We start from the raw sequence: 12,616 nt of genomic DNA, 5'->3' as shown, positions 1-12,616 counted from the left end.
AAGTGACTCTTTCAAAGTAACTGGTGGGTAGGATTTTTCCTGAATCCCTGCATTTCTTCCTCCTCTGTTTCTTTTAGAATAAATATCAAATGTATTAACACCCAATTCTGAAAGTGAATCGGTAACAGAATATTGAATGCCATCAATAGCCGTTAGGATGCCTACCAGTGACGTAATACCCAACGTCACAATAAGGGCAGTCAATATTGTTCTAAGCAAATTAGCATTAATCGAACGAAGTCCTTCTTTGATATTTTCAGTTAAATTCATTTTTATCTTTTATCGTGAAACTAAATTACATAATATCCTCGTTCATTCAGTTGTAAATTGTATGACTAGGGATAATTGACTATTATCGGTAATTTAGATTGTTGAAATATTATATGCGCATAATTGTAACCATATTACTTATCATTCTCTGTTCGGCCAAGGGCTTTAGTAGCTACATTCTTATCCCCATGGATGAGAAACAAAGTAACCATCTCAAAGCTTATGGTATAGCTTATTGGATACTTCAAAATGAGATAGAAATTGACTGGTTACTAAACCATCGCGGTGGAAGCTTTATGGTTAAATACTACCAGAAATTTGAAAATGAGCTGATTATTAGAGGTGTTAGTTATGAAGTGATTTCTGACGCTCAGTCAAATCAGATTGTAGAAACTATTGCAAGCCCATCGTCAAATACGGACATCATGCGCCTTGATAAATTCCCAAAAATTGCCGTTTACTCTCCCAAAAGCAAACTTCCATGGGATGATGCAGTAACGCTGGTACTCTCTTATGCCGAGATACCGTATGATGTTATTTTTGACTCAGAGGTTCTAGAAGGCAAGCTTCCAACTTATGATTGGTTACATCTTCATCATGAAGATTTCACTGGTCAGTATGGTAAGTTCTATAGGAACTTTAAGAATATGCCTTGGTATATTGAGCAGCAGCGAGAATTCGAGGAATCTGCAAGGAAGCATGGTTTCAGCAAAGTTTCTCACTTAAAACTCGCCTCTGTTAAGAGAATTAAAGAATTTGTATCTGGAGGCGGTTTCCTATTTGCCATGTGTTCTGCTACAGACACTTATGATATTGCCTTAGCAGGTGAAGGTGTGGATATGGTAGACAGAATGTTTGATGGTGATGGTGCTGATCCACAAGCACAACAAAAGCTAAACTTCGACAATACATTTGCCTTTGAAAACTTTAAAATTTCTCGTGACCCTTATGAGTATGAGTTCTCAAACATTGATAATAATTTTGCTGAGCGTGGCCTTCGAGAAGAAAATGATTACTTCAATCTATTTCAATTCTCTGCCAAATGGGATCCAATACCTACCATGCTAACTCAGAATCATACACAAGTAATAAAAGGGTTCTATGGGCAAACTACTGGGTACAAGAAGAATCTGATTAAGCCCGATGTAGTTATCATGGGTGAAAATAAATCAATAAAAGAAGCTAAGTATCTGCACGGTGTGTTTGGAAAAGGATTTTGGACATTTTATGGTGGTCACGACCCTGAAGACTATCAGCATTTGGTTAATGAAGAGCCTACTGATTTGAACCTGCATCCCAACTCTCCAGGCTATCGTCTTATCCTGAACAACATTCTTTTTCCAGCTGCCAAAAAGAAAAAGCAGAAGACCTGATTAGTGCATTCTATCGCCTCTAACTTCTAGGTTCTTTAGTATTTCAGCTTCATCCTCGAGTATTTTTCTCCAACGATCCATAACATAATCCTCAGGCATATATAGCTTAGCGAGTTGAAGGAAATTTTTGTAATGCCCAGCTTCTGAGACCATCAACTCGTAATAAAACTTCTGTAGAGATGTATCTTCCAGATTTTTCCAAAGTAGGCGAAACCTTTCGCAGCTTCTGGCTTCTATCAAAGCATTGATCAAAAGCTTTTCTACCAACTGCTGATCCCTACTTCCTCCCTTCTTTTCAACCTTAAATAATTTAGCCACATACTCATCCTTTCGCGGCATGCCTAAGGCTAAATCTCGTTTCTTAAGCTCTTCAAGTACTCGTTCAAAATGTGACCACTCTTCTGCCACTACTGGTGTAAGCATTTCAACCAACTCAGCTTTATCATAGTAGTTAACGATTAGGGATATGCACGAGGTAGCTGCTTTCTGTTCGCAATAAGCATGGTCGATAAGAATCTCTTCAATACTTTTTTCGGCAATATTTACCCAACGAGGGTCTGTTGGAAGTTCTAACCCAAGTACGTGCTTCTCTTTACTAATCATATAAGGCCCAATCTATTCCGAAATCAAGGATGGTAGTTTGGGCAGGGTAATAAGGAGTTAAAAAATAGCCCGTTTGCTTTATCCTTTCATAAATATTGTTGTATTTCAAAAATGCTCGCCCCCTATTGATCTTAATATTTAAAAACACATCAATCACCGGATATGCAGGTGTTTTAAATTCATTTTGTCTGTAAAACTGCATGGTAGATGCATCATAGGCATTGGCATAATATGCTGTTCTCTGATGAAAATCCACTCCAAATTGCAGCTGCAAATTCCCTTCATATAGAATGTTATTGTAAGCTAACTGTCCGTTCATCAGCAACTGAGGCAAGCTAATGGCATCTGCCTCATCTCCAGTCACTTCTGAGTAAACCAACATAGCCTTCAGAGTAAAATGCTTTAAAAAAGTTATGCCAGCTTTTAATTGGCCTTTAATAATACTGATGTCTCCATAAACTTGTTTTGGTTGGATTGGTCTTATAGTACTATCAACTTCCCCCGTTCTGTCGGCAAAATATATATAATCTGTAATTATGTTATAACTGGCCTCGGGCTGTAGATAAAGGCCTTCTAACTTGAAGTTAATTCCAGCTTTTATCTCTGTATTTAATGTTGATTCGAAATCATTTAACCACTGATCATGCCTCCCTAAATATGCCCTTTGTACATAGGTTGGAAGATATCGTGAACTTCTTCCCTCAGCATAAAACCATTTATTCTGAATTTTAGCTCCGAGTTTATAATTCTCATCAAATAAATACTCTCCATAAGTTTCAATAAAGCTGGTAGAATCATTACCAAAACGCAGGTTAAAACCTGCATAGTTTTCCATATAGTACGTACCATAATCAAGTGTATCTTCCAATAAATACTTATAATCTATATTGACCTCTCGACCTTTATAATAGAAGCTATAAAAAGTCTTTCCTATATCACCTTTAAATCCCACTTCATGTTGACGGTGAATAATTTTTGTTCTATCCTTAATAGGTATCGTATCAAGCGCTATAAAACCAAAAAAAGATGAATCCGTTTCAATATCTGATGTGCTCGTATTGGTAAAGTCATTCAGTTGCTTATACCTATCCATTTCATGATACACCTGAACTTGATCATTGATTTTATATTGTTGATAAAGATGATAATCTGTCCTTAAATCTCTTGTCTGGGCATCTGAAATAAACCCTTGTCTATTATCTTCAAAATAATCTTCTAAAACGAAAGTTTCTTGTCCCGTGTCTATTCCTCCATATTCATCAACTACATGATTCTGCCGTGAAAAATTTCCTAATACTTTATATCTTCCATTTTTAGTAGCATAATTACCTCCAAAGTTATAGTAATTACCTAAAGCCATTCTATCTCCTCTTCGCTCTCTTTCAATCTGTTTGTCAATATAAAGTCCTCTATACTGAAAGCTGAAATTAGATCTCTCATCTATATTTCTGGTAAACTCTACGTTAGTCACAGACCTGCCCTGTCCACCCCAAATGATACCAAACTTTGAGTATGGTGATTTGGTGTCGTAAATTTTAATATCCTCATAAGGGATATAATATTCATCATAATTATTGAACCCAATTCTGCCTCCAATAATGTCTGGTGCTGTTGGATAAATTGGAGCAAATGCAGTACCTACATTACCTAAATTCTGATAGGTATTATTCCGCTGCGCTATAAATTGAAACTTATGGAAATCATAGACCAATGTGTCCACATTCCAGGACTTTGGATTGTTATACTTAATGTTCCTGACGTAAGTAAATTGAGTGGTTGTCGGACCATAAACTTGCTTGGTGGAGTCATCAATAACGCTAGAACCTCTGCGGTCTTTTCTAGCACCATCGCCTTCGACATTAACTGGTCTCTGAGCCATTGCTTCAATCCCGCAAATGGCTATAATAAAAATGATCAATCCTTTCCGCACGCTCAAAATTAATTAAATAGCCTTATTCACTGTATTGTTTGATTGAATTTAGTACCATCTCATCAAAAATTTTGCCACCTCTTACAAAATATGTTTCAATTGGAATATAAAAGATAGGTAAATGATGCACCGTACTCTCTAATGCAGGGTCTAGTAATTTTACCATATCCTTTTCTGTTGTTAGCAAGCATTTGTCAGCAATTGGCATTCTTCTAAACCTTTCCTCCAAACCATTCATATCTTTGGTGCTATAGGCATGGTGATCTGCAAAGTAAAACTCATCCATAATCTGATAATGAGTACTAACATGCTCTATTAATGGTTTATTATTAGCTATCCCTGAGAATAAAAGTATGTTATCTGAAAACTGCTCATTATCAAAGACCGGCTTAGGTGACAAATATTTAATTGATGTAAAGCAAACCTGCGCATTAGGAGCATAGGCAGACACTTCTTTCTCTATAGCGTCCATCTCCTGTTCTGTAATATCCTCCTTGCATTTAGTAACAACAATAATATCTGCTCTTTGCGCACCATCTCTCGATTCTCTCAACCTCCCGGTTGGCAGCACAAAGTCAGAGTAAAAAGGTCTGGAATAGTCTGTCAACATAATGTTCAGACCTGGCTTCACATACCTATGCTGAAAAGCATCATCCATTAAAATAACATCTGATTCTAATTCGGCCAGAATATGAGGGATAGCTATCGCCCGTTCTTCACCTACTGTAACATCAATATCTTTAAACTTATTGTAAAACTGATAAGGTTCATCTCCAATAGAAGATGCTGAATCATTATCATTGGCTATCCTAAAACCTTTTGTCTTTCGACCATAACCCCTGCTAAGAGTGGCTATTTTGTAATTATCAGCTAATAGCTTGATTAAATATTCAACCATCGGGCTTTTGCCAGTGCCTCCTACTGATAGATTACCAACTCCTATCACATTTGCATCAAATTCAAAAGACCTTTTAAACCCGATATCAAAAAGATAATTCCGAAATTTCGTTACGGAACTATAGATAATCGTAAATGGAAAAAGAAGTGCTCCTAAAAATCCCATATTAAAGCGTTGCCCTGCTATTTTTATATAAATTTGAACAAGGGCACAAAATTGGGCATTTATGACCAGAATAAAAGATATTATTCAACATTTAGAAAGCATTGCCCCGTTAGCCTATCAGGAGAGTTATGATAACTCTGGTTTGCTAACTGGAAATGCAAAAGATGAAGTAAAGGCAGTGTTAATATCACTTGATGTAACTGAGCAAGTTGTCGAAGAAGCAATCGAGCTTGGTGCCAACTTGATTGTTGCGCATCACCCCATTATTTTTAAAGGCCTTAAGTCTCTTACAGGTAAGAACTACATTGAACGAACAATTATTAAGGCAATAAAAAATGATATCGCTATATATGCGATTCATACCAACTTGGACAACGTTCACAATGGTGTAAACAAAAAGATTTGCGATAAGCTTGAGCTAACTAAAACCGAGATAATTGCGCCTAAAAACGCTTTACTATCTAAGATTGTGACATTCATTCCAATGGATGCTGTTGATAAAGTTAAGGAGGCCATGTTTAGTGCGGGTGCTGGCGGAATTGGTAATTATAGCGAATGTAGCTTCACTGTGGTTGGCGATGGTGAATTTAAACCCAATGAGCATTCTAACCCAACAATTGGAAAGAAAGGAACCAGAGAAAAAGTGTCTGAGGCAAGAATGGAAATAGTTCTCCCCTCTTTCTTAGCTAATTCGACCCTACAGGCATTAAAAGCTGCTCATCCTTATGAGGAAGTTGCCTATTATTTAAATTCAATTGACAATAAAAATCAGCAGGTCGGATCAGGCATGATTGGTGAACTTAATACTCCATTATCTGGTTTAGATTTTATGCACTATCTTAAAGATAAGATGGCGCTGAATGTTGTAAAGCACACCAAAATTTTGGACAAAAAAATTACAAAAGTTGCTGTTTGCGGTGGATCTGGAAGTTTTTTGCTACCAGCCGCTAAATCTAAAGCAGCAGACATATTCATAACATCAGACTTTAAGTATCATGAGTTTTTTGATGCGGATGGAGATATAATCATCGCTGATATAGGGCACTATGAAAGCGAGGTATACACAAAAGATTTAATTTATGATATATTGAGTGAAAAATTTTCTAAATTTGCACTCAATTTGTCAAAGACCGTTACTAACCCTATTAGCTATCTTTAAAATACATGGAAAATAATACTGTAGCACAGAAACTAGAAGCACTCGTAAAATTACAATCCATTGACACCAAACTAGACCAACTTAAGAAATTAAGAGGTGACCTACCAGACGAAGTTCAAGACCTTGAAGATGAAATTGTTGGTTATAATACGAGATTAGACAGATTCAAGAGCGAACTTGATGAATTAGAAGAAAGTATTAAAAACAGCAAAACCGGCATAAAAGATGCTGAGAAGCTTATTATTAAATATAATGATCAGCAGAAGAACGTTAGAAATAACAGAGAGTTCGATGCGATCACTAAGGAAGTAGAACTTCAAGAACTTGAAATTCAAATCCTTGAAAAGAAGATTAGAGAAGCTGGGGAGAACATAGAGAAGAAAAACGAAGAAATAGCTTCAATAGAAGAAGTAATTAAAGAGAGAGGTGCTGATCTTGACAACAAAAAGCAAGAATTAGACGCAATTCTTAATGACAGTCAGGATGAAGAGCAGAAGTTGAACTCTGACAGAGAAAAGGCAACAAAAAAGATCGAGGAGAAACTTTTAGTTTATTACGAAAAGTTAAGAAAGAATCTTTCTAATGGTCTGGCTGTTGTTTCTGTTAAAAGAGGTGCTGCTGATGGATGTAACATCGTTATTCCTCCTCAAAAAATTGCTGAAATTAAAGAGAAAAAGAAAATTGTTATTGACGAGCACTCTGGAAGAATCCTTGCAGACGTTGATGTAGAAGCAGTGGTTGAAGAAAAACCAAAAAGAACAACTAGAAAGAAGAAGACTGCTTAATTTGAAAAGCATCATTCACTTAGAATATATAAAAAAGGCAAACCTAACAGTTTGCCTTTTTTTATTATGCATTCCCACATTGGCTCAGATTGAAGAGCCTTTCACCAATTCATTTAAAGACGAGTATCAAAGGCTTATATCATCCAATACTCTTATACTCAGCGAGGATATAAAGCTGAGTAAAGAAGTTATCTATTTAAAAAGTCTTAAATCCACACTTGATTTACTCTTGCTGGAAAAAGCAAAGGACCTTGATCTATATGAAGATGACTTTGACCATCACACAAATCACCTCGATGACTCTCCTGATTCAGATCCGAACAAGTTATTTCTACTTGCTGAATTAAGACTTAAATATGCTTTGGCTCTTTTCAAATATGGACATGAGCTGGAAGCAGCCTGGAACTTTAGGCTCGCTCATAAGCACATTCAAAGGAATCTAAAATTGTTTCCTGATTTTACTGCCAATTATAAAACATCGGGCGCTATCAATATCATTTTAGGTTCAATTCCAGAAAAGCATCAATGGCTATTAACATTAGTTGGGCTTAAGGGGTCAATAGAAAATGGAAAAAATCAGCTGGACAAGCTCATTAATTCCAATTCAATTTTTCGACATGAAGCTATAATGATCAAGTCATTATTACAGGCTTATGTGCTAAATCAAACTCAATTGGCTATAGAGTCTTTTGAAGAACTAATCAAGCTTAGGGGGCCGCTGATTCAGCTGCAAAAGATGGTTTTATATTTAAAGAACAGCAATGGGGCCAAAGCGCTGAACACATTTGAAGCGCCACATCAATATGATTTGTTGATCTATGTCTATTACCTGGCTGGTGATGCCTATATCCAAAAAGCTGACTACCAAAAAGCTGAACAACAATATTCGAAGTTTTTAAAATTGCATCAAGGCTCTTCTAACAGGAAAGATGCTATGTATAAAATATGGCTTTGTCATTACCTCTCAGGTGATCAAGACCATGTAAATTATAGAGATTCAGCAAAGTTAGAAATAGAAAGCAATAGTGAGACTGACAAGTATGCTGGTAAAATACTAAGCAATAATGAAATGCCTAATAAAGAAATTATGAAGCTCCGACTCGCTACAGATGGAGGCTTTTACCATTTGGCAGATAGTATAATATCTAAGCAACCCTCCCTTCAGTCAGTAAAAGACACTGTTGAATATGACTATCGATTAGCTAGGCTATACCATAAAAAAGGGTATCTAGCTTCATGTATTGACTTATACAAATCAGTGCTAAATTATAACAATCAGGAAAACTGGTATTTTGCACCAAACAGCGCATTGATGCTTGGTTATATCTATCAAGAAAAGAATGAGCTTGAACTATCCAGATTATATTTAAGAAAAGCAATGAGTTTTAAGCATCATGAATACAAAAACAGTATCGATACCAAAGCAGAAGCCGCATTAAATACTATTTCAGATCGTTAAGATGCTTTGTATAGTTAAATTTCGACACTGAAAACATTGAGCCTGTATAATTCAACTCATAAAGACACAGGTTTTCATGCTCAAAATAGTCCATACTGCTTAAAGGATAATTTAGGATTGTGCATAACAATGCCCTCATAGCTCTTCCATGCATACAAATCAAAATGATATTTTCATCGGTTTGAGCTAAAATATGATCTAATGCAGGTTTCTGCTTCGAGGCTACATCGATAGGCGACTCGCCCCCTTCTATCCGCAAATCAACTTGACCGTCCTGCCATGACTTAATAACTTGATGATAATAAGCATCTTCTTCAGGAGTTATCTTCTTCCCTTCTCTAGTCCCCCAATTAATTTCATTAAGGCCTTCAAGCTTTTGATGTGGAATACCTAAATCAATAAACTTCTGAACACTTTGAATACTTCGCTGAAGTACTGAGGTATAAACTTTATCGAATTTGATATGTTTATATGTTTCAAAAAAAACATTTGCTTGAGCTCGACCAGTAGCATTAAGTGAAGAATCTACTCCGCAGCCTTGAACGATGCCCTGAAAGTTAAAATCAGTTTGCCCGTGCCTAATCAAATATATTTTTTTGCTCTTCAATTTGTAACTATTTTTGGTGCGCAAAAATAGACTTTTTCATCAATTACCATGATCAACGAAAGCATTACTGTGAACCAGCTCAACGAGATGTCAAAAAACACCATGATGGAGCATTTGGATATTGAATTCACAGCAATTGGAAAAGACTTTGTTGAAGCTAAAATGCCGGTGGATCATAGACACCATCAGCCTTATGGTCTGATGCATGGAGGAGCAAGTGTGACACTTGCAGAGACTTTGGGAAGTGTAGCGGCACATTGTTCTGTAGATACCAACAAACACTTGACTGTTGGACTAGAAATTAATGCCAACCATATAAAATCTGTTAGAAGTGGTTATGTTTATGGTAAGGCAACACCGATCCACATTGGTAAGTCAACTCAAGTTTGGTCCATCACAATAAATGATGAAAAACAAAATTTGGTAAGTGTTAGTAGACTGACAGTTTCGGTTATAGATAGAAGATGATAGAAAGAACCGCTGAAAAATACATCCTAAAAAATTTAAGACTTGAACAAGTGATAAATGCTGTTTTAGTCTATTGTGAAACAAACAATTATTCTTTCGCTGCATGGAGATCTCCGAAAAGCGAAGAAATTAAATTAATGATTGATTTTTCGGCTGGGTCTCCTACTGATCAAATTGAATTAGAAAATCTGGGTGAAGGTTTTATTCTTTCCCCATTTAATATCTCTAGCAAAAAGTTATTTCTAAAAAATGATATACTGATTACCTGGAGTAAAGATGCCTCATTTGAAATCAACACCTCTGATAAGACTGAGGATTTATTAAATTATCTAAACACTGAACAAAAGAAGGAAGAGAGTATCTCTCCAATTCTTGATATTTCAATGGACAGCCAGTCTCATGGAGATTACACGGATTTGGTTCAAAAGTCTATAGAAGCCATTCAAGACAGTGTTTTTACCAAAGTTGTTCCTTCAAGGAAATTTGAAATAGCGCTTAATACTAAAGCTCAATCAGGAGCTTACTTCCTTGAATTATCAAAGCTATACGCAAATGCCTTTGTTTCTATCACCTATACTCCTGAATTTGGCCAATGGATGGGTGCAACTCCCGAGCTGCTGATAAGTACGGAGAAGCAAATATTTAGAACTATTGCCCTGGCCGGCACCCAGAGCTACGATGAGAACAAACCGCTATCCGAAGTAGCCTGGACTCAAAAAGAAATTGAAGAACAGGCCCTGGTTAGTAGATACATTATCAACTGCTTTAAAAAAATCAGGTTGAGAGAGTTTGAAGAAATTGGGCCAAAGACTGTAAAAGCTGGAAACCTTATCCACCTTAAAACAGAATATGTTGTGGACATGAAGGAAACCAACTTTCATGAGCTAGGTAGCACCATGTTAAACCTCCTCCACCCTACCTCGGCTGTATGCGGAATGCCTCTAGAAACATCATATGACTTTCTTAAAAAGAATGAAGGGTATGACCGTGAACTTTTCAGCGGCTTTTTAGGGTCAATTAATTTTAATAACCAATCTCATCTCTACGTCAACCTTAGGTGCATGAAAATTGAGGATGAGAAAATCACGCTCTTTGCTGGCGCTGGTGTTACAGAAGACTCAATACCCGAAAAGGAGTGGCTGGAGACAGAGATGAAAATGAAGACCCTTTTAAACGTAATTTCTAAAAATTGAATTACCCCCATATTTTCAGCATTCCAGCAATTTGTTCTCAGTTGGGAATAAAAAATGTCATTATTTGCCCTGGTTCAAGAAGTGCACCTTTAACTATTGCCTTTACCAGACACAAAGACTTTGATTGTAAGGTAATTCCCGATGAACGTTCAGCAGCCTTTATAGCCATGGGCATCGCACAACAACTGAAAGAGCCAGTAATTCTTATATGCACTTCAGGTTCGGCATCATTGAATTTTCTACCCGCAATTGCTGAAGCATATTATCAACAAATACCACTGATCATACTTACTGCTGACAGACCAGCTGAATGGATTGATCAGCTGGATGGACAAACAATAAGGCAAGAAAAGGTTTATGGAAACCATGTCAAAGCCTCATTCAACATACAAACTGATAAGGAACACGCAGATGCACAGTGGCATAGCCAAAGGATGATGTCTGAGGCTATTGCTATTTCGACAGATGCTCCACAAGGTCCGGTTCATTTGAACTTCCCCTTCAGGGAACCTCTTTATCCAGACCATAATGAGTTTAAAGACGTATCGACAAAAGTTATCACTAACATTAAGCCAAAGCTTAATCTAGACAATGGTCAATTTGATAGCTTAATCAAACAATGGAATTCCTTTAAAAGGAAATTGATAGTTTGCGGGCAGGGAATATTAAATACTCAAGAGCTCGAGTATTTGCATCAGCTAAGTGATAAATTTAAAATTCCGGTTGTTGGTGACATAATTTCTAATATTCATGAATTAGAGTACGGAATAACTCATCCGGATGTGTTTCTGGGATCAAGCAAATCAGGGTTACATGAAAGCCTGCAGCCTGATTTGCTAATTACTTTTGGCAAATCGGTATTATCAAAACATCTAAAGATAATGCTGAGGAAATATAAACCTCAACAGCATTGGCATATTCAAAGTCATTCTGTAGCTGCAGATACATATCAGTCACTTACTCATGTTATTCAAGTTTCTCAGGAAGATTTTCTAAAACGAATAGCTGAGCAGGAAGATTCGCAGACTTTTGACACTCAAAAGCAAGAAAACTATTACCATATCTGGCAAATAGAGGAAAGAAAAACCAGAAGAGTACTTTCCTCCTTTTTACCCACAGATAACTTTGGAGAGTTTGAAGTTGTAAAAAAGGTGTTAGAGGCATTACCTGAAAACACTAATCTTCACTTAGCTAATAGTATGAGTGTACGCTACGCCAACTTCATCGGAATTGGGTCTGACAAAAAGAATATTAAAGTTTTTAGCAACAGAGGAACAAGTGGTATTGATGGCTGCAATAGCACTGCGGTTGGAGCTGCACTATCATCTTCAGTTAACAATGTTCTGATCACCGGTGATATGGCCTTCTTCTACGACAGGAATGCCTTCTGGCATAATTACCAAGTTCCGAACCTGAAGATATTAGTGCTTAATAATCATGGGGGAACTATTTTCAAAATGATAAAGGGACCAAACCAACAGCCTGAATTAGAAGAGTATTTTGTAACAGAGCAAAAATTAAAAGCCGAGCAGTTAGCCAAAGAGTACGGTTTTGATTATCTTTTTTGTGATAAGAGAAGCAAGTTAAACAACTACATCAAACAGTTCATGGAAGATGATGACGTAACCAAAATTTTGGAGATTGAGACTAATGCTGATGAAAATCAGGCAATCTTAGAGCAGTTCCGAGCTGATTTTAACACTCAA

12 protein-coding genes are annotated in these 12,616 nt (G+C 36.6%); 7 read left to right on the top strand and 5 right to left on the bottom strand.

Features of this window, described 5'->3' with window-relative positions; all coding sequences use genetic code 11:
- On the bottom strand, positions 1-270 hold a 270-nt coding region (locus E1140_RS21535; RefSeq protein ID WP_185153587.1), incomplete at its 3' end, for an ABC transporter permease.
- A 113-nt stretch (positions 271-383) separates the two neighbouring features.
- On the opposite strand from E1140_RS21535, the gene E1140_RS13500 reads away from it, so the two are divergent.
- A complete protein-coding gene (locus E1140_RS13500) occupies positions 384-1,643 on the top strand; it encodes an asparagine synthetase B (protein ID WP_155184670.1) in 1,260 nt (419 codons plus the stop codon).
- On the opposite strand, the gene E1140_RS13495 is transcribed toward E1140_RS13500, so the two are convergent.
- Genes E1140_RS13495 through lpxK form a run of 3 tightly spaced genes read right to left on the bottom strand, consistent with a single transcriptional unit; the run spans position 1,644 to position 5,239 of the window.
- The gene (locus E1140_RS13495) at positions 1,644-2,246 is read right to left on the bottom strand and encodes a MiaE family protein (RefSeq protein ID WP_155184667.1); all 603 of its coding nucleotides are present in this window, start codon (positions 2,244-2,246) and stop codon (positions 1,644-1,646) included. It abuts the gene before it with no gap.
- Entirely contained in the window at positions 2,239-4,176 is a 1,938-nt protein-coding gene (locus tag E1140_RS13490; RefSeq protein WP_155184664.1) for a putative porin, read from the bottom strand. Before E1140_RS13490 ends, E1140_RS13495 begins: the two co-directional genes overlap by 8 nt.
- 22 nt (positions 4,177-4,198) lie before the next feature.
- Entirely contained in the window at positions 4,199-5,239 is a 1,041-nt protein-coding gene (gene lpxK, locus E1140_RS13485; protein ID WP_155184661.1) for a tetraacyldisaccharide 4'-kinase, read from the bottom strand.
- 61 nt (positions 5,240-5,300) lie between these two features.
- Here lpxK and E1140_RS13480 point away from each other — a divergent pair, with 61 nt between their 5' ends.
- The 3 genes from E1140_RS13480 to E1140_RS13470 all read left to right on the top strand — a co-directional run bounded on the left by E1140_RS13480 (position 5,301) and on the right by E1140_RS13470 (position 8,642).
- Positions 5,301-6,398: a Nif3-like dinuclear metal center hexameric protein gene (locus tag E1140_RS13480; protein ID WP_155184657.1), complete on the top strand. Its 1,098-nt coding sequence runs from the start codon at positions 5,301-5,303 to the stop codon at positions 6,396-6,398.
- A 5-nt stretch (positions 6,399-6,403) separates the two neighbouring features.
- Entirely contained in the window at positions 6,404-7,183 is a 780-nt protein-coding gene (locus E1140_RS13475; RefSeq protein ID WP_155184638.1) for a zinc ribbon domain-containing protein, read from the top strand.
- A gap of 79 nt (positions 7,184-7,262) precedes the next feature.
- A complete protein-coding gene (locus tag E1140_RS13470; RefSeq protein WP_155184635.1) occupies positions 7,263-8,642 on the top strand; it encodes a tetratricopeptide repeat protein in 1,380 nt (459 codons plus the stop codon).
- Here the strand turns inward: E1140_RS13470 and E1140_RS13465 are convergent.
- Positions 8,626-9,249: a histidine phosphatase family protein gene (locus tag E1140_RS13465; RefSeq protein WP_155184631.1), complete on the bottom strand. Its 624-nt coding sequence runs from the start codon at positions 9,247-9,249 to the stop codon at positions 8,626-8,628. The two genes, E1140_RS13470 and E1140_RS13465, sit on opposite strands and share 17 nt — an antisense overlap.
- A gap of 48 nt (positions 9,250-9,297) precedes the next feature.
- On the opposite strand from E1140_RS13465, the gene E1140_RS13460 reads away from it, so the two are divergent.
- From E1140_RS13460 to menD, 3 genes are all read left to right on the top strand, one after another.
- Entirely contained in the window at positions 9,298-9,717 is a 420-nt protein-coding gene (locus E1140_RS13460) for a hotdog fold thioesterase (RefSeq protein WP_155184628.1), read from the top strand.
- The gene (locus tag E1140_RS13455) at positions 9,714-10,910 is read left to right on the top strand and encodes a chorismate-binding protein (RefSeq protein WP_155184624.1); all 1,197 of its coding nucleotides are present in this window, start codon (positions 9,714-9,716) and stop codon (positions 10,908-10,910) included. Before E1140_RS13460 ends, E1140_RS13455 begins: the two co-directional genes overlap by 4 nt.
- Positions 10,907-12,616: 2-succinyl-5-enolpyruvyl-6-hydroxy-3-cyclohexene-1-carboxylic-acid synthase (gene menD, locus E1140_RS13450; RefSeq protein WP_155184621.1), on the top strand; the 1,710-nt coding region annotated here is incomplete at its 3' end. The genes E1140_RS13455 and menD, both read left to right, overlap by 4 nt.

This window comes from Fulvivirga lutimaris, from assembly GCF_009711525.1.
GTDB classification, from domain to species: Bacteria; Bacteroidota; Bacteroidia; order Cytophagales; family Cyclobacteriaceae; genus Fulvivirga; species Fulvivirga lutimaris.
This window is presented reverse-complemented; position numbering and strand designations above follow the sequence as displayed.